This window comes from Pandoraea bronchicola (assembly GCF_902459805.1).
Lineage (GTDB): Bacteria > Pseudomonadota > Gammaproteobacteria > Burkholderiales > Burkholderiaceae > Pandoraea > Pandoraea bronchicola.
In genome coordinates, this window is the sequence record NZ_CABPST010000004.1 from 1 (window position 1) to 18,142 (window position 18,142).

17 protein-coding genes and 1 pseudogene are annotated in these 18,142 nt (G+C 62.7%); 4 read left to right on the plus strand and 14 right to left on the minus strand.

The window, feature by feature from the left end:
• A pseudogene (locus PBR20603_RS10065) lies at window positions 1-170 on the minus strand (electron transfer flavoprotein subunit alpha/FixB family protein); the annotation flags it as partial.
• Between the two features lie 13 nt (window positions 171-183).
• Window positions 184-933 carry an electron transfer flavoprotein subunit beta/FixA family protein gene (locus PBR20603_RS10070; protein ID WP_150559404.1) on the minus strand — a complete coding sequence of 250 codons (750 nt, stop codon included), beginning with the start codon at window positions 931-933 and terminating at the stop codon, window positions 184-186.
• 365 nt (window positions 934-1,298) lie between these two features.
• On the opposite strand from PBR20603_RS10070, the gene PBR20603_RS10075 reads away from it, so the two are divergent.
• Window positions 1,299-2,213 carry an alpha/beta hydrolase gene (locus PBR20603_RS10075; RefSeq protein ID WP_174977868.1) on the plus strand — a complete coding sequence of 305 codons (915 nt, stop codon included), beginning with the start codon at window positions 1,299-1,301 and terminating at the stop codon, window positions 2,211-2,213.
• 117 nt (window positions 2,214-2,330) lie between these two features.
• Window positions 2,331-3,104, plus strand: coding sequence for a ferredoxin--NADP reductase (locus tag PBR20603_RS10080; protein ID WP_150559405.1), 774 nt, complete (start codon window positions 2,331-2,333; stop codon window positions 3,102-3,104).
• Between the two features lie 48 nt (window positions 3,105-3,152).
• On the opposite strand, the gene PBR20603_RS10085 is transcribed toward PBR20603_RS10080, so the two are convergent.
• Window positions 3,153-3,977, minus strand: coding sequence for an enoyl-CoA hydratase (locus PBR20603_RS10085; protein WP_150559406.1), 825 nt, complete (start codon window positions 3,975-3,977; stop codon window positions 3,153-3,155).
• 59 nt (window positions 3,978-4,036) lie between these two features.
• Window positions 4,037-4,960 carry a histone deacetylase family protein gene (locus tag PBR20603_RS10090; protein WP_150559407.1) on the minus strand — a complete coding sequence of 308 codons (924 nt, stop codon included), beginning with the start codon at window positions 4,958-4,960 and terminating at the stop codon, window positions 4,037-4,039.
• A gap of 429 nt (window positions 4,961-5,389) precedes the next feature.
• Between PBR20603_RS10090 and mltB the strand changes: the two genes are divergently transcribed.
• The gene (mltB, locus tag PBR20603_RS10095) at window positions 5,390-6,619 is read left to right on the plus strand and encodes a lytic murein transglycosylase B (RefSeq protein ID WP_246174524.1); all 1,230 of its coding nucleotides are present in this window, start codon (window positions 5,390-5,392) and stop codon (window positions 6,617-6,619) included.
• Window positions 6,620-6,717: 98 nt separating this feature from the next.
• On the opposite strand, the gene cysM is transcribed toward mltB, so the two are convergent.
• The 10 genes from cysM to cmk all read right to left on the minus strand — a co-directional run bounded on the left by cysM (window position 6,718) and on the right by cmk (window position 16,676).
• A complete protein-coding gene (gene cysM / locus PBR20603_RS10100) occupies window positions 6,718-7,620 on the minus strand; it encodes a cysteine synthase CysM (protein ID WP_150559408.1) in 903 nt (300 codons plus the stop codon).
• 117 nt (window positions 7,621-7,737) lie between these two features.
• Window positions 7,738-8,505 carry a ComEA family DNA-binding protein gene (locus PBR20603_RS10105; RefSeq protein ID WP_150559409.1) on the minus strand — a complete coding sequence of 256 codons (768 nt, stop codon included), beginning with the start codon at window positions 8,503-8,505 and terminating at the stop codon, window positions 7,738-7,740.
• Window positions 8,506-8,678: 173 nt separating this feature from the next.
• Window positions 8,679-9,683, minus strand: a complete 1,005-nt coding sequence (gene rfaD, locus PBR20603_RS10110) for an ADP-glyceromanno-heptose 6-epimerase (protein WP_150559410.1) — start codon at window positions 9,681-9,683, stop codon at window positions 8,679-8,681.
• Complete coding sequence (gene rfaE1 / locus PBR20603_RS10115) at window positions 9,680-10,669, minus strand: D-glycero-beta-D-manno-heptose-7-phosphate kinase (RefSeq protein ID WP_150559411.1); 990 nt, start codon at window positions 10,667-10,669, stop codon at window positions 9,680-9,682. The genes rfaD and rfaE1 overlap by 4 nt, the downstream gene beginning before the upstream one ends.
• A 17-nt stretch (window positions 10,670-10,686) precedes the next feature.
• Window positions 10,687-12,060 carry a UDP-glucose dehydrogenase family protein gene (locus PBR20603_RS10120; RefSeq protein WP_150559412.1) on the minus strand — a complete coding sequence of 458 codons (1,374 nt, stop codon included), beginning with the start codon at window positions 12,058-12,060 and terminating at the stop codon, window positions 10,687-10,689.
• Between the two features lie 21 nt (window positions 12,061-12,081).
• Window positions 12,082-13,257, minus strand: a complete 1,176-nt coding sequence (gene lapB / locus PBR20603_RS10125) for a lipopolysaccharide assembly protein LapB (protein WP_150559413.1) — start codon at window positions 13,255-13,257, stop codon at window positions 12,082-12,084.
• 66 nt (window positions 13,258-13,323) lie between these two features.
• Window positions 13,324-13,617: a LapA family protein gene (locus PBR20603_RS10130; RefSeq protein ID WP_150559414.1), complete on the minus strand. Its 294-nt coding sequence runs from the start codon at window positions 13,615-13,617 to the stop codon at window positions 13,324-13,326.
• Window positions 13,618-13,857: 240 nt separating this feature from the next.
• Window positions 13,858-14,151: an integration host factor subunit beta gene (locus PBR20603_RS10135; protein ID WP_010804341.1), complete on the minus strand. Its 294-nt coding sequence runs from the start codon at window positions 14,149-14,151 to the stop codon at window positions 13,858-13,860.
• A 12-nt stretch (window positions 14,152-14,163) separates the two neighbouring features.
• A complete protein-coding gene (rpsA, locus tag PBR20603_RS10140; protein WP_010804342.1) occupies window positions 14,164-15,867 on the minus strand; it encodes a 30S ribosomal protein S1 in 1,704 nt (567 codons plus the stop codon).
• Between the two features lie 113 nt (window positions 15,868-15,980).
• On the minus strand, window positions 15,981-16,676 hold the full coding sequence (cmk, locus tag PBR20603_RS10145; protein ID WP_174977888.1) for a (d)CMP kinase: 696 nt from the start codon (window positions 16,674-16,676) through the stop codon (window positions 15,981-15,983).
• A 110-nt stretch (window positions 16,677-16,786) separates the two neighbouring features.
• Between cmk and PBR20603_RS10150 the strand changes: the two genes are divergently transcribed.
• Window positions 16,787-18,100, plus strand: a complete 1,314-nt coding sequence (locus tag PBR20603_RS10150; RefSeq protein ID WP_281355995.1) for an Nramp family divalent metal transporter — start codon at window positions 16,787-16,789, stop codon at window positions 18,098-18,100.
• The last annotated feature ends 42 nt before the right edge of the window (window positions 18,101-18,142 follow it).

Below are 18,142 nucleotides of genomic sequence, written 5' to 3' on the forward strand. Positions count from 1 at the left end.
ACCTTCTTCACGCCCGCGATCTGGGCCGCCGCTTCGGCAGCCGCCTTGGCGTTCGAACCCGCCACCAGCACGTGCACGTCCTCACCGCATTGCAGCGCTGCGCTCACCGTGTTCAGCGTCGCCGCCTTGATCGATTGATTGTCGTGTTCTGCGATTACCAGAATGCTCATCTCGTCGTCTCCCTTAGATGACCTTCGCTTCGGTCTTCAGCTTCTCGACGAGCGCTGCCACGTCCGCCACCTTCACCCCCGCGCTGCGCTTGGGCGGCTCGGCCACCTTCAGCGTCTTCAGACGCGGGCTCACATCCACCCCCAGATCCGCAGGCTTGACGCTCTCCAGCGGCTTCTTCTTCGCCTTCATGATGTTGGGCAGCGTCACATAACGCGGCTCGTTCAGACGCAGGTCCGTCGTGATCACCGCCGGCAGCGACAGCGACACGGTCTCAAGACCCCCATCCACTTCACGCGTGACCTGCGCGCGGTTATCCGCCACCGTCACCTTCGAGGCGAACGTCGCCTGCGGCAGCTTCGCCAGCGCCGCGAGCATCTGACCCGTCTGATTGGAGTCGTCGTCGATCGCCTGCTTGCCCAGGATCACCAGTTGCGGCTGCTCCTTGTCCACGATCGCCTTGAGCAGCTTGGCCACCGCCAGCGGCTGCAACTCTTCGTCCGACTCGATCAGAATCGCGCGATCCGCGCCAATGGCCAGCGCCGTGCGCAGCGTCTCCTGCGATTGCGCGACACCCGCCGACACCGCGATCACTTCCGTCGCCACACCCGCTTCTTTCAGGCGCACCGCTTCCTCCACCGCGATTTCGTCGAACGGATTCATCGACATCTTCACGTTCGCAATGTCGACACCACTCCCGTCGCTCTTCACGCGAACTTTTACGTTGTAATCCACTACCCGTTTGACCGGTACAAGGATCTTCATGAACTCGCTCCAAAGTTACGTTTACGTCAATCCGCTGCCATTATAACCACACGGCAAATGACGCATTTATTGCATATTTGAGGCGTTTTGTGGCAAACATGGATGACGTCCTGTCGATTTGCCACGAATGCGCAATCCTCGCGATAGCGGCACCCCCCTCCTTGGCAGGCACACGTCTTCGCACCCAGCCCCGAACGATCGTGCTATTTTTATGCAAATCGTGAGGCACAGCCAGTATCCTCGTGGTGCATTTCCTCTAGAGAAATCACCCCGCCGCCCGGGCGCCTATGATCGAATGGCGCACTCGATAATCGCAGTGCCGTCGCACGCATGACGGCCACCCGGCCAACGCGCCAGGAGGAGACATGACCACCTATTCGGCATCGCGTCTGCAGGCCAGCGACGGCCTTTCGCTGCACGTTCATCGCTGGCAGCCAGATACCGGCGGCGAACCGCCGCGCGCGGTCGTCGCCATCGTTCACGGGATGGGAGAGCACGGTGGACGCTACGCGCGGCTGGCCGAACACTTCGCCGCCCACGGCATCGCGACCGTCACCTACGATTTGCGCGGACACGGCCGCTCCGGCGGTGCACGGGTCTTCGTCAAACGTTTCGACGAGTACCTGGATGACACGGAAATCTTCCTCACGCACGTGCGCACCACGTTCGGCCCAACGCCGCTCTTCCTGCTAGGACACAGCATGGGCGGTGCCATCGCGGCGCTGTTCACCATCACGCGAGCACCGGCGAATGTGCGCGGCCTGATGCTCAGCAGCCCGGCGCTCGCCCCCGGCGAACCCGTGGCGCCGTGGATGATGACGGCCGGACGCTGGGTCTCGCGCTGGCTGCCGAAAGTCCCCGTCTTCAAGATCGATCCCGCCATGATTGCGCGCGACGAAGCCGTCGTGGCCGCGGCGAAAAAAGATCCGCTCAACGCCTATCGCGGCACACCCGCGCGCACCGCCGCCGAACTGCTCGACGCGATGGCAAGGATTCACGCCAATGCCAACGCCCTGCACCTGCCGCTCTACATCTTTCACGGCACCGCCGACAGACTCACCGCGCCGTGGGCGAGCGAACAGTTCTATGGCAACGCCGCCTCGCATGACAAGACGCTCCGTCTCTATCACGGGCACTTTCACGAAACACTCAATGACCTCGACCGCGAGAAGGTCATCGACGAACTGACGCAGTGGCTGCTGCAACACCTGCCCGATACGCCAACGTCGTCGTCGGCACAAGCACCCCTGCCGGCCCTGGGCACCCACGACAACACGTGAGCGTGGGCGCCGTCGACAAGACGAGCACACGGAACCCCGCACGCGAGCAGGGTCTCGCCGCGTAACACCTCACTGCGCGTTACACTGAATCCGTGTGATTCGCGAGGAGCCTCCGGCATGCAAGCGCAGACGAAATACTCGCCGCAAACGGTCACCGGCATGCATTTCTGGACGCCGACGATCTTCAGCATCAAAACCACGCGCCCCGCCGGCCTGCAATTCACGGCGGGGCAGTTCGTGCGGCTGGGACTTCCCGGCGACGACGGGGAACTGATCTGGCGGGCGTATTCCTTCGTGAACGCCCCGGCCGAAGATACATTGGAGTTCTACGTAATCACGATTCCTGAGGGGCAACTGACGCCGCGCATGTCGCGACTCAAGGTCGGCGACGAGCTGTTCGTGGATCACACGGCATACGGCTTCCTGACGCTCGACCGGTTCACCGGCGGCGAAGACCTCTGGCTGCTCGCTACCGGCACCGGCCTTGCGCCATTCGTGTCGATCCTGCGCGACCCGGCGGTATGGCAGCGCTTCAATCGCATCTTCGTCGTGCACAGCGTGCGATGGGCGCGTGATCTCGCCTACTACGAGGAACTACGGCACTTCTCGCACCCTGACGTCGATCCGTCGCTTGTCGAAAAACTTCACTTCACGGTGTGCGTGACGCGAGAGCAAACGCCGGAAGCGCTTTACGGGCGCATCACGTCGCTGCTGGCATCGGGAGAATTGGAGACGGCCATGGGCGCGACGCTCGATCCGGCCACCTCGCGCATCATGGTGTGCGGCAATCCGGACATGGTCAAGGAGCTACGCGCATGGTTCACCGGCAAGGGCTACGCCGTGAGCCGTACCGCCACGCCCGGGCCGCTCGTGCTTGAAAAGCAGTGGTAGCGAGGGGAACGTCCGACGTCTCACGTCCGTTGCAGACGCCGCCCGTCCTCAGACAGATGGCTTCGCCCAGCCGGGTGCGCGTTTCTCGATGAACGCCTGCACACCCTCGAGCGCACACTCGTCCATCATGTTGCAAGCCATCGTCTGCCCGGCCATCTGATAGGCCGCTTCGATCCCCGTCTCCGCCTGCCGGTAGAACAGCCCCTTGCCAGCGGCCACTGCCGCCGCAGGCTTCGCCAGGATCGAACGGCACAGCGCCGCCACCTCCGAGTCTAATCGCTCTATCGCCACCACTCGGTTGATGAGACCGCGCTCGCGGGCCGTCTGTGCGTCGATGAAATCGCCCGTGAGCAACATTTCCATCGCCTGCTTGCGCGTGAGATTTCGCGAGAGCGCCACGCCCGGCGTCGCACAGAACAAGCCGACATTGATGCCCGACACGGCGAAGCGTGCCGCCGATTCCGCCACCGCCAGATCGCACATGGCCACCAGTTGACACCCGGCAGCCGTCGCAATGCCATGCACCCGCGCAATCACCGGCTGCGGCATGCGCTGCATCGTCAGCATCACGCGCGTGCATTGATTGAACAACGTGCGGTAGTAGTCGAGCGACGGCTCGGCGCGCATCTCCTTGAGATCGTGTCCGGCGCAAAACGCCGGACCGGCGGCCGCAAGCACCACCACGCGCGCACCGGGGTCGCGGGCGGTGTCGTCGAGCGCGCGTTGCAGCGCGTCGAGCATCGCTTCGGAGAGGGCGTTGAAATGACGCGGGCGATTCAGCGTGAGCGTAACTACCCCCGCAAGCTCGCCTTCGCCGCGCGCGACGAGCACCAGCGGCTCAGGCGTGGCGGCCGTGGATTCAGATGCCGTCATGGTCGTCTCCTGCGCCGCGTCTGAGCGCGCGGCATCGCACATTCGTCAAACGCGAAACGTCAAACGTCGGCGAGCACCTTCAGATGCGCCACGACGCTGCGGCCAAGCGCCGAGAGGTTGTAGCCACCTTCGAGGCAGCTCACGATGCGTCCCTTCGAATGACGATCCGCAACCGCTTTGACACGCTCGGTGATCCAGGCGAAGTCCGCTTCGGTCAGCCCGAGATTGCCGAGATCGTCTTCGCGGTGAGCATCGAAGCCCGCCGAGAAGAAGATCATCTCCGGACGAAACGCTTCGAGCTGTCCCAACCATCCATAGTCGATGGCCTCGCGCACCTGCATGCCGGACGTGCGCGCCGCGATCGGAATGTTGAGCATGTTCGGCGCCGGATCGACCGCGCCGGAAAACGGATAGAACGGATGCTGGAAAATGCCGCACATCAGCACGCGGTCGTCGTTGGCGAATGCGGCTTCCGTTCCGTTGCCGTGGTGCACGTCGAAGTCGACGATCGCCACACGCGAGAGCCCGTGCACTTCCATCGCATGGGCGGCGGCAATCGCCACGTTATTGAACAGGCAGAAGCCCATGGCGCGCGTAGGCGTGGCGTGATGGCCCGGCGGACGCACGCTGCAAAAGGCGTTCTCGAGTTCGCCCCGAATGACGGCATCGGTCGCGGCAATTGCCGCCCCCGCCGCCCGCGTGGCCGCACGCCAAGAGTACGGATTGAGCAACGTATCCGGGTCGATCGGAAAATAGCCCGACTCGGGAATGTTGTCGCGAATAAAGTCGATATGGTCCTGCGTGTGCACGAGCCGCAGGCTCGCCTCGTCGGCCGCCGGCGCTTCGCGGCGCTCGAGCAGGCCATCGATGCGGCCGGCGATCAACTGGTCCTCGATGGCGCGCAGCCGCTCGGGGCATTCAGGATGCCACTCTCCCATCTCGTGACGGATGCAATCGGGGTGCGTATAAAACCCGGTAGCCATTCGTTGTGTCGCCTATCGCTTCGAATCGTTATATTGGGACGGGCGGGGGATGCCCGCCGCGCCATGGTCTCCACGTCCGGTAGCGGCCGGGCGTGGTGCCTGGCTCACTGTGCCGCACCGCACTGGCACACGCGTGCCGATGGCCGGCATCCCCCTGAACACTGTCACAGACAGTGCACAGGCCTTAAGGTATCACAGGTGCACTCGGTTATACTGCCGAGCAGTCTCCCAGCAGACCCGTGTCAGCCGGCAAGGGCCGTTCTCCTGAAATTCGGGACGGCAGGAACTGGCATGAATAGTTGACGCTCTAGTCTGAACGGCGTGTCGAGTCACTTCGACATGCGCCGACAAAAGCATCGACGCGACTAACGCGACGGCAGCCCATGCGGCTGCCTCGCATTCGGACTTCATACAGGCCTGACAGACAGCATGACATCACCGGTACGGATGTACGACTCGCTCCCGCTGGCGCTCTCGCGCCTCACTCATCGACCGGATACTGGCCGTCATCCTTCGGCCACCCTCCGCCAGCACGCCGGCAAGCAGCCCGTTTTGCAACTCTCGCGCCCCATTCGCGCGCTCGGCATTGCACTATGCATTGGCGCCTTCGCGCTGACGACGACTGGCGCTCACGCGCAGACGCGTCCGAAGCAAGTGGCGCAAGCCGAATTCGAGGAAGAGGTTGTGCCGCAACGCTATGCGGCGAACCCCGAAGTCGATGCGTTTATCAACGACATCGTGGCGCGCGACGGTTTCGAGCGCGCCGAGTTGCAGCGGGTGTTCTCGCGCGTCGTGTTCTCGCAGACGGCCGCACGTCTGGCCGCACCGCCCGCAACCCCCGGCCAGAAAAACTGGACGAAGTACGAGAAGAACTTTCTCGACAACACGCGCATCAATGGCGGCGTGCGTTTCTGGAATCAGAACGCCGCAACGCTCTCGCGTGCCGCGAAGCAATACGGTGTACCTGAGGAGATCATCGTCGCCATCATCGGCGTAGAGACGATCTACGGGCGCAACATGGGCAACTTCCGCACCATCGATGCGCTCACCACGCTCGCATTCGACTATCCGCCCGCACGTAACCGTTCGGAGCGCATGGCCCTCTTTCGCAACGAACTGGAAAACCTGCTGCTCTACGCCCGCGAACGCGGCGTCGATCCGTTCAGCATTTACGGCTCCTACGCGGGCGCCATCGGCATTCCGCAGTTCATGCCGTCCTCGATTCGCAACTACGCAGTCGATTACACCGGCGACGGAAAGATCAATCTGACGACTGACGTGGCGGACGCCATCGGCAGCGTCGCCAACTTCCTCAGGCAGCATGGTTGGCAGCCGGGACAACCTGTCGTCTGGAACATCGCCGGCGATCGCGGCAGTCAGGGGCTGGCGGAAGCCGGTGCCGACGGGCAGCCCGAGCCGCACTGGAAGCTTGGCGACTTCATCAAGGCCGGCATGTTGATGAACGAGCCGCGGCTCGACGTAGGGGCGTCGCTCGACACCCCCGTACTCATCGTCGATCTGCCAACACCAGGGCAAGCGACGCAATACCGCATGGGCCTGAATAACTTCTACGTGCTCACACGCTACAACCGCAGCTTCTTCTATGCCATGTCGGTGTACGACCTGGCCGATGCGATCAAGGCGGCACGCGCGCCGTAACGCCTGATTCACGTCGTCGCTCACCATGAAAAACGGGACCCTCGGGTCCCGTTTTCGTTGTGCATCGTGCAGGAAGCGGTGTCAGGCATCGCCACGCATCACGCGGGGAACACTCCTGTCGACAGATAGCGGTCGCCGCGATCGCACACGACGAACACGATGGTGGCGTTCTCGACCTCACGCGCCAGGTTCAGCGCGATGTGGCAGGCACCGGCGGCCGAAATGCCGCAGAAGATGCCCTCTTCCGCCGCGAGACGGCGCGCCATGATTTCCGAGTCCGCCTGCGTCACCGAGATCGTGCGATCCACGCGCGCACGGTCGAAAATCTTCGGCAGATACGCTTCCGGCCATTTGCGAATACCCGGAATGCGCGAACCTTCGGCCGGCTCGGCGCCGACGATCTGTACCGCTTCGCTCTGCTCCTTCAGATACTGCGACACGCCCATGATCGTGCCGGTCGTGCCCATCGCCGAGACGAAGTGCGTGACGCGTCCTTCGGTATCGCGCCAGATTTCCGGGCCGGTCGTCTCGTAGTGCGCGCGCGGGTTGTCCGGGTTGGCGAACTGGTCGAGGATCGTGCCGCGTCCGTCGCGCTGCATCTGCTCGGCGAGGTCACGGGCGTATTCCATCCCCCCCTTGACCGGCGTCAGGATGATCTCGGCGCCATAGGCACCCATGCTCTGACGACGCTCGATGGAGAGGTCTTCCGGCATGATCAGGACCATCTTGTAGCCGCGAATGGCAGCCGCCATCGCCAGCGCGATACCGGTATTGCCCGACGTAGCTTCGATGAGCGTGTCGCCCGGCTTGATGCGGCCGCGCAATTCCGCGTGCTTGATCATCGACAGCGCCGGACGGTCTTTCACCGAACCCGCCGGGTTGTTGCCCTCGAGCTTGCCGAGAATCACGTTGTTGCGGCGGCGGATTTCGTCGTCGGGCAAACGCACCAGTTGCACCAGCGGCGTGTTGCCGATGGTGTCTTCGATAGTCTTATAGGCCATTGCGCTAAGCTTTTTCGGTCGGGAATCGAAACATTCTAATCCACCGGCCGTGACCGCGCTCACGGTAGGACTTCGGCCGGACATCGCGCTGTGCGATATCCGGCCGCCCGTAGGGCGTCAGGACTTGGCTGCGCTGGCCGGCGACGGGGCCTTGGCCTTCTTCGATTTGGACGGCTTGGCCGCAGTCGCATCGGCTGCCCCGGCCGCCGGGGCAGACGCGGCCGACGGTGCCGCATCCGCCTTGGCGGCCTTGGCCTCTTTCGACTTCTTCGACTTGGCGGCCTTCGTGTCCGATGCGCCAGCAGCAGACGCCGTCGCCGGGACCGGTGTGCCGGGCTTGGCGGGCATGGCCGTCGCGCCCGGTGACGCGGGCTTCATGGTCGGGCCGGCGGCCGGGGTGGGCGTCGGCGTCTTTTGCGTGGCTGTCGACGGCACAGGCGCGGCCGGTGCGGCGGGTGCCGGCGCTACCGTTGCGGGCTTGGCAGGGACCGCTGGCGCTGCTGGCGTCTGCGCGGCAGACGGAGCTGGCTTGCCTGGCGCGGCAGGCGTCTGTGCGGCCGGCGCTGCGGCCGGTGGCGATTTGGCCGATGCGGCCGGCGCCGCAGGTGCCGCTGCACCGCCCTGCCCGTTGATCGTCATGCCTTCGGACTGGAGCGTGGAGACCGACTTGGCGCCAAGTCCCTTGACGCGCTTGGCAACGTCAGCGGCGTCCTTGTAGGGGCCGTGGGCGTTGCGCTCGTCGATGATGGCTTTGGATTTGACCGGTCCGATGCCCTTGAGCGATTCAAGCTGCGCCTGATCGGCGGTATTGATGTCGACGGCGGCCATGGCCAGACCGCACAGGGTGAAAAAGGCTACAACCGCCAGCAAGAGCTTGCGAAGCATGGTGTTTTCCTTATGAGATCACTCGGGTCAATAGCCTCGATAGCCTCGATACCCCCGATATCTCCTTAACGCCCAAGCGCGTCTGCGGATGACATCGGGTACGTTTTAAAACAAAACGGGGAGCTGGCTGGCTCCCCGTCTGTCTGGCGGCGCGTCGTGGCGGCTCCTGGCGCTTACTGCGCGAGCAGCCAGCGCACGTAACGCGACACCCCTTCACCCACCGTGTAGAAGGGCTGCTGATAGCCGCCCGCCTGACGCAGATGATCGATGTTTGCCTGCGTGAAGCACTGGTACTTGCCACGCAGGGCGTCCGGGAAGGGGATGTACTCGACCAGCCCTTGCTTGACGAGTTCGTCGAGGGTCAGCGGCGCCTCGCCCGCTTCCTCGCGAAGCGTGTTGATCACGGCGACCGCGATATCGTTGAATGGCTGCGCACGGCCCGTGCCCAGGTTGAAGATGCCGCTGCGCTCCGGATGATCGAAGAAGTGCAGGTTGACCTTGACCACGTCTTCCACCGAGACGAAGTCGCGGCTTTGCGTACCGGCAGCGTAGCCGTTGTACTCGCCGAAGAGCTTCACACGGCCATTGGCACGGAATTCGTTGAAATTGTGGTACGCGACCGACGCCATGCGCCCTTTATGCGCCTCGCGTGAGCCATACACGTTGAAGTAGCGGAAACCGGCCACCTGACTCGGCAGCTTGCCCCCCGCCTCGCGCATGGCGCGACGCACGATCTGGTCGAACAGGAACTTCGAGTAGCCATAGACGTTCAGCGGCTTCTCGTACTCACGTGTCTCCACGAACGTTTCCGACGCGCCATAGGTTGCCGCCGACGACGCGTAAAGGAACGGCACGGCCTGCGCCTGACAGGCTTCGAACAACGCACGCGTGTAGCGGAAGTTGTTCTCCATCATGTAGCGGCCGTCTGTCTCCATCGTGTCGGAGCAGGCGCCTTCGTGGAAAATCGCACGAACGCGGCCGAACTCACGGCGCTGGAAGCGCGCGACGAAGTCGGTCTTGTCGAGGTAGTCGCTGATCTCGCAATCGACCAGATTGCGGAATTTGTCGGCGCGCGTGAGGTTGTCGACCGCCACAATGTCGGTCTCTCCCCGATCATTGAGGGCTTTGACGATGTTCGCGCCGATGAAACCGGCTGCGCCGGTCACGATGATGGTCATGTCAGGTCAGAAAAGAGTTCGTTGTAGTCCACGGTCGCCGTACCCAGCTTGCCCACGACGATACTACCCGCGCGATTGGCGAGCACAACAGCCTGCGCGAGCGGCAGGCCGGCGGACAGCGATGCCGCGAGCGTGGCGATTACGGTGTCGCCCGCACCCGACACGTCATACACTTCGCGCGCCTGTGCGGGCACGTGCAGCGCGCCGCCTTCGGTGAAGAGCGTCATGCCCTCTTCCGAGCGCGTGAGCAGCAGCGCCTCGAGGTTCAGCGACTCGCGCAGGTTCTGCGCGCGCACCGTGAGATCCTCTTCCGAGCGCCATTCGCCCACGACCTGCTGTAACTCCGAGCGGTTCGGGGTCAGAATCGTGGCGCCGCGGTAGCGCTCGTAATCGCTGCCCTTCGGGTCAACGAGTACCGCCTTGCCTGCGGCACGCGCGGCGTCGATCATCGGCTGCACATGCGTCAGACCGCCCTTCGCATAATCCGAGAGCAGCACGACGTCATAGCTGCCCAGCAGTTGACGATACTGATCAAGTACCGCCAGCAGCACCTCATGCGCCGGCTGGTTTTCGAAGTCGATGCGCAGCAATTGCTGCTGGCGCGACACAATGCGCAGCTTGATCGTCGTCGCCAGATTGGCGTCGCGCGTGACGTAAGCCGTCACGCCGCTTGCATCGAGCATGTCGACTATCCGATCGCCCGGTTCATCGTTGCCCAGCACGCAAAGCAGCCCCGCCTGCGCGCCGAGCGACGTGGCGTTGAGCGCTACGTTTGCGGCGCCGCCCAGTCGCTCCTCATTGCGCTTGACGTGGACGACCGGCACCGGCGCTTCCGGGGAAATGCGATTGACGTCGCCGAACCAGTAGCGATCGAGCATCACGTCGCCAACGATCAGCACGCGCGCGCGGCTGAACGCCTCGCGAGGCACGATGGGCACGCCCGGCGCTTGTACCGTGCGGGTGAGCGAAGTTGCCGTCGAGGTCATTCGTCGCTCCTGGATGCTCAGACCGGCTTGTGCAGATCGCGGCCAATGGCGTGGTACTCGATGCCGAGTTCGTGCATGGCCTCCGGATCGTACAAATTACGACCGTCGAAAATCAACGGCAGCGACAACGCCTTTTTCACCTTGGCGAAGTCCGGGCTGCGGAAAGCCTTCCACTCGGTCACGATGACGAGCGCGTTGGCCCCCGTCAACGTGTCGTTCTGCGTGGCGCAAAACTCGATTCGGGCATGCGCCTCGGCGTCGTCGGCGAAATCGAGCGCAATCACGCGACGCGCTTCTTCGATTGCCACCGGGTCGTAGGCGCGCACGCGAGCGCCACGGCGCACCAGCTCCTCGATGACACGACGGCTAGGCGCCTCGCGCATGTCATCCGTATTCGGTTTGAACGCCAGCCCCCACAGCGCGAACGTCTTGTCCGACAGATCGTCGCCAAGGCGCTTGACGATCTTCTCGATCAGCACGGTCTTCTGCGTTTCATTGACGGCTTCGACCGCGTTCAGAATCCGCAGCGGCAAGCCGTAGTCCTCAGCGGTGCGCACGAGCGCCTGCACGTCCTTCGGGAAGCAGGAGCCACCGTAGCCGCAACCGGCATAAAGGAAGTGATAACCGATACGCGGGTCCGACCCAATGCCCTGACGCACGTCTTCGATATCCACGCCAACGCGATCGGCCAGATTGGCCAGCTCGTTCATGAACGAGATCCGCGTGGCCAGCATGGCATTGGCCGCATACTTGGTGAACTCTGCCGAGCGCACGTCCATGTACAGCGTGCGCTCGTGATTACGGTTGAACGGCGAGTACAGGCGCTTCATCATGGCACGCGCCTGTTGACCGTCGGCGTCGTCGTCCACGCCGATCACGATGCGATCCGGGCGCATGAAGTCGTCTACGGCCGCGCCTTCCTTCAGGAATTCCGGATTCGAAACGACGGAGAACGACACGTCTTCACCGCGCTTGGCAAGTTCTTCTGCCACGGCGGCACGCACTTTGTCGGCCGTGCCCACGGGCACCGTCGATTTATCGACGATCACCTTGAAGCTCTTGGCGTAACGACCGATATTGCGCGCAGCCGCGACAACGTATTGCAGGTCGGCCGATCCGTCTTCGTCCGGGGGCGTACCCACCGCAATGAATTGCACATCGCCGTGCGCGACAGATGCTTCGATATCCGTCGAGAATTGCAGGCGGCCCGCCTGACGGTTACGTGCAATAACTTCCTGAAGCCCCGGTTCGTGAATCGGCACGCCGCCGCTATTCAGGATTTCGATCTTGCGCGGGTCGACGTCGAGGCAAAACACGTCATTGCCGACGTCCGCCAGACAAGCGCCAGTGACTAGGCCGACGTAACCGGAACCGATGATGGTGATCTTCATGATTTTGCGAGTTTATGAAAATTAGGATGCCGCCGGCACGTCGGCACGGCGCGGCGTATAGGTCTCCCAGCCATTACAGCCAGGACACTGCCAATAGAACAGTCGCGCGCGGAAGCCGCACTGATCGCAGACGTAGCGCGGCAACGACTTGGTGCGTTGCGTAATGAGCTTGCCCATGAGTTGCAGATCGGACTGTGTGTCTCCGGGGGCTGTCGCGGCGTGCGCTTCGAGCAGGCGCGTCATGCCCAGAGCGCTCGGTGCGCGATGCATCTGCTCTCGCATGAGCTTGAGCGCCGCTTCCGTCCCCTCGAGGGCCACCGTCTTCTCGTAGACGATTTCCAGCAGGTCGTCTGAAGGGTTCTTGCGCAGGGCCTCACGCAGCACGTTGAGCCCCTCTGGCGCGCGGCCCAGGGCCTCGTACGCCCGCATTAGCCGCTTGGCGGCCAGGCCGAGGTACACCGGATTCTGTTGCTCGATGGTGCTGAGCACGCGCAATGCGCCTTGCGCATCGCCAGCGGCAAGCAGCATGTCACCGCGCAGCAGCGGCGCGCGCACGTTCGCGGGATTGACCTCGAGCGCGGCATCCAGTTCTTGCGTCACCGACTCGATGTCCTTGCGTTGCAGCGCTTCTTGCGCCAATTCGCAATGGAACTGCGCAATCTCCTTGCGGTACGACACGGCAGGATCAAGATCGCTCAACGCCTCGGCCTCGGTCAGCGCTTTGCGCCACTCTTTCTCGATCTGATAGATGGTGAGCTTCGCATGTTGCGCGGCCTTGGCATACGCCCCGGTATTGAGACGGCTGAATGCCTCTTCGGCACGGTCAAGCAGACCTGCCTTCAGGAAGTCGTGGCCCAACTCGTAGAGCGCATGCTCCTGATCGGCTTGCGGCAGATCGTCACGCGAGAGCAGGTTCTGATGCACGCGAATGGCGCGCTCCGTCTCGCCGCGACGGCGGAACAGGCTACCCAATGCGAAGTGCAGTTCGGTGGTCTCGGGGTCGAGCTTCGCGACTTCGATGAAGGCATCGATCGCTTTGTCGGGCTGCTCGTTGAGCAGGAAGTTCAGGCCGCGAAAATAGGATGCCGGCAGATTGCGGCTCTCCGAGAGCAGACTGCGCAGGTCCAGGCGTGCGGCTACCCAGCCGCAGCCGAAAATCACGGGGATGGCTAGAAGCCACCAGACCTCGAATTCCATGAATGCGTGTTGTCGTTGAAACAGTCGATGAGGATGACGAGAGTCGTGCGCTGTGCGGCCGTCGTTTTAGACCGGCGGCAACATCGGCGGTTGATCGCTTGCCTCGGGATCACGTTGCGCGCGCGCCAGATCGCGTCGCGTGCGACGCAGCTCCAGGCGTTGGCGCATCAGGCTCGGTAAAGTGGCAAGCACACCGATAACACCACCGACCACAAAAAACGCCAGACCGATCATGATGAGCGGTGCCGTCCACGTATGCCCCAGGAACAGGTTCAACGTGACCTCGCTCGTGTTGGCGAGCGCGAGACATAGCAACACCACGAACACGATGAGACGAACGATCCAAACAATCAGCTTCATGCCGAAAGGCTCCTGCGGCAGGCTTGCCGTATGTTTTGCGACTTGAGCGGTCTCGCGTATACGGTGTCGACCACCGTTCACGCGCCAGTCCCGCACGTGCGCGTATTGTACCGGATGTACTCCAAGAGGCGTCGTTACTGCAGCGCGCTTCACATTTGCGTCAATTGTGCGCACTTGCCTCCGCCGGACGCAAAAAAGCGCCCGAAGGCGCTTTTTTTGCGTAGTAGATCCCAAAGGGCCTTATTGGTCCGACGCCTTGTGATCAACCCGCTCTCGCAACTCCTTGCCGGGCTTGAAGTGCGGCACGAATTTCTCCGGCACCAACACTTTCTCACCCGACTTGGGGTTGCGGCCGACGCGCGGTGGCCGACGGTTGAGCCCAAAGCTACCGAAACCGCGGATCTCGATTCGATGACCGCGCGCAAGCGCATCAGCCATCGCGTCGAGAATTGTCTTCACCGCGAAATCGGCATCCTTGAGCACCAACTGGGGAAACCGCGCCGCCAACTGGTTGACCAATTCAGACTTGGTCATAGGCCTTGGACCTTACTGATTCTGGCTGTCCAGCTTGGCTTTGAGCAGCGCACCGAGGTTCGTGGTGCCGCTCGCTGCCGAGCTATCCGACGACAGCTTGCTCATCGCTTCTTGCTGTTCAGCCGAATCCTTGGCCTTGATCGACAGGTTGATGTTGCGCGACTTGCGATCGATGTTGACGATCATTGCATTGACGGCTTCACCTTCCTTGAGCACGTTGCGGGCATCTTCCACACGGTCGTGCGAGATTTCCGAAGCGCGCAGGTAGCCTTCAACATCATCGCCCAGCGACACGACAGCACCCTTCGGGTCGACAGCCTTGATGGTGCCGTCAACGATCGAGCCCTTGTCGTGGATCGCCACGAAGGTGTTGAACGGATCGCCTTCGAGCTGCTTGATACCCAGCGAGATGCGTTCCTTCTCGACGTCGATGCCGAGAACCACGGCTTCGACTTCGTCGCCCTTCTTGTACTTGCGCACGGCTTCTTCGCCAGCTTCGCTCCACGACAGGTCCGACAGGTGGACCAGGCCGTCGATGCCGCCCGGCAGACCAATGAACACGCCGAAGTCGGTGATCGACTTGATTGCGCCCTTGATCTTGTCGCCCTTCTTGAAGTTGCGCGAGAAGTCATCCCACGGGTTCGGCTTGCATTGCTTCATGCCGAGGCTGATACGACGACGGTCTTCGTCGATCTCAAGGACCATGACTTCGACTTCGTCGCCCAGTTGGACAACCTTGGTCGGAGCAACGTTCTTGTTGGTCCAGTCCATTTCCGACACGTGAACCAGGCCTTCGATGCCCGATTCCACTTCGACGAATGCGCCGTAGTCGGTGATGTTGGTGACCTTGCCGAACAGGCGGGTGCCTTGCGGGTAACGGCGAGCAATGCCTTCCCACGGATCTTCGCCGAGTTGCTTAACGCCCAGCGAGACGCGGCCCTTCTCTTGATCGAACTTGAGGATCTTGGCGGTGACTTCCTGGCCAACCGACAGAACTTCGCTCGGGTGACGCACGCGACGCCATGCGATGTCGGTGATGTGCAGCAGGCCGTCGATACCGCCCAGGTCGACGAACGCACCGTAATCGGTGATGTTCTTGACCACGCCCTTGACGATCGCGCCTTCCTTGAGCGTCTCGAGCAGCTTGGCGCGCTCTTCACCCTGGGTGGCTTCGATCACGGCACGGCGCGACAGCACAACGTTGTTGCGCTTGCGGTCGAGCTTGATAACCTTGAATTCGAGGGTCTTGCCTTCGTACGGGGTCGTGTCCTTGACCGGACGCGTGTCAACCAGCGAACCCGGCAGGAATGCACGGATGCCGTTGACCATCACGGTCAGGCCGCCCTTGACCTTGCCGGTGATCGTACCGGTCACGAGGTCGCCCGACTCGAGGGCCTTTTCCAGTTGCAGCCACGAGGCCAGACGCTTGGCCTTGTCGCGCGACAGCACGGTGTCGCCGTAGCCGTTTTCCAGGGCGTCGATCGCCACGGAAACAAAGTCGCCGGCCTGAACTTCGACCTCGCCCTGATCATTCAGGAATTCTTCGATGGGGATGTACGCTTCGGACTTGAGCCCGGCGTTGACGACCACGAAGTTGTGGTCAACCCGCACGACTTCAGCGCTGATGACTTCACCAGCACGCATGTCTTGGCGGGAGAGCGACTCTTCGAAAAGCGCCGCGAAAGATTCGTTGGTCGAGGTTTGCAGGTCGGACATAAATGTGGATTACGCCGCTGACGCCCGTCTCCCGAGGGGGGCTGACGATGACGAACAACGGTTGGGTTAAAGGTTAGACAAAGCCACGCCGGATGACTGCATGAAACATCCGGTCAGGCGCCTTGCGGGTACTGCACTTGCGCGAACCATTCGAGCACCTGAGCCACCGTCTGATCGACCGTGAGCCCCGATGTGTCGAGTACCCGCGCACCCTCTGCCGGCCTTAGTGGCGCTTCTGCCCGGGTACGATCCCGCGCATCGCGCGCCTCAAGATCCAGCATGAGACTGTCTATATTAGCAGAAAAACCTTTTTCTATCAATTGCTTATACCGTCTCTCGGCACGGGCCTGTGGCGAGGCGGTCAAAAAGACCTTCAATTCGGCTTCCGGGAAGATCACCGTGCCCATGTCACGGCCGTCTGCGACGAGGCCTGGTGCGGTCTTGAACCCCCGCTGGAGCGCCATCAGCGCTTGCCGCACCGCTTTGTGCACGGCGATGCTCGATGCCCGGTTGCCAATCGCCTCGGCCCGGATCGCGTCGGTGACATCTTCGCCAGCGAGCCATATGCGCTCGTATCTGAAGCGCACATCGAGTGTTTCGGCAAGTACGGCCAGCGCGCCAACGTCGTCGGGATCGATCCCGTGACGGGCACTCGCGAGCGCCGTCAGCCGATACAGCGCCCCACTATCCAGATAGTGAAATCCCAGCGCATCAGCGACACGGTGCGCCACCGTTCCCTTTCCGGACGCCGTCGGGCCATCCACCGTAATGACTGGAATCGAGTCGTCCACCACCGTCAAATCAGGCATCCCTTCGTCTCTGTCTATCTCACACATTAAAAAATAACCCCTCACCCAAATAATAATGATTATCATTTAGATGTAGGCGCTAACGGCGCTGTCAACCCTTTGTGACTGCCATGCAAAGCCGCGATTATCCCTTAGCCGGTTCCGAATGGGGGCTGACGCCCGACCCGCAATCCAACATGCCACGCCGTGCGCGGCGGTGGATGGGGTTCGCTGGCGCGGGCACCCTTATCGCCGTTGGGTATATGGATCCGGGCAACTGGGCCACGGCGATCGCGGGAGGGGCCCGTTACGGGTACACACTGCTGTGCGTAGTGTTGCTCTCGAGCGTGATGGCATTGTTGCTGCAATGGCTGGCGGCACGCGTCGGTCTGGTGACCGGACGCGATCTCGCGCAACTCTCACGTAGCCAGTATAGCCGTCGCACTTCGCTGGCGTTGTGGGTCTTGTGTGAGATCGCCATCATCGCCTGCGATCTTGCTGAGATCGTCGGCAGTGCGCTCGCACTGCAACTGCTGTTCGGCCTGCCTCTGCCCGTGGGCGTGCTGTTCGCGGGCGCTCTCGCTTTCGCCCTGCTAGGGCTGCAAGGTTTCGGACAACGTCGGCTCGAAGGTGCCGTCGCCGCACTGATCCTGCTCACGGCGGGTTGCTTCGCGGCGCAACTTGCGCTGGCGAACCCCGACTGGGGCGCCGCCGCAGCGGGACTGCGTCCTCGCAGTGAAATCGTCGCCCAAGCCGGCATGCTCTGGCTGGCGACCGGCATTCTCGGCGCTACGGTCATGCCCCACAACCTTTATCTGCATTCAGCCTTGCTGCGCATGCGCGGCGAGGCCATGCCAGAACGTACCCCGGCCACATTGCGACACGCACTCCGCGCCACACATTGGGACACCGCACTGTCTCTCGGCTTCGCCTTCCTGATCAACGCTGCGCTCCTGATTCTGGCGGCCTGCGTGTTTCATGCGAGCGGAAACACGTCTGTGGAATCGCTTGGCGACGCGCACAAGTTGCTCGGCAATCAATGGGCAGGCGTGATGTTTGCCGTCGCGCTGCTCGCCTGCGGGCTGAATTCGACGGTAACAGCCACACTCGCGGGTCAGGTCACGATGGAGGGCTTTCTCAATCTTCGGATGAAGCCATGGCAACGTGCGCTCATCACGCGCACGCTGGCGCTCATTCCGGCGCTGCTGATCGTGGGGCATGGCGGCGAAGCCCAGACAACCAACCTCCTGATCGTCAGTCAGGTCGTGCTGAGCCTGCAATTGCCGTTCGCGGTGATTCCGCTGGTGCGGTTCGCCGGCGATGCGAAGCTGATGGGCGAATGGCGCGCGCGCGGCGCACTGCTGGCCGTCGCCTGGCTCATTGCCGGAGCCATCGTTGCGCTGAACGGCATTCTGCTTTGGCAGACATTGACCGGCCGGGGGTAACGGCATGTGCCCAGCACAAACGATGCGGCCCCGGCCACTCCA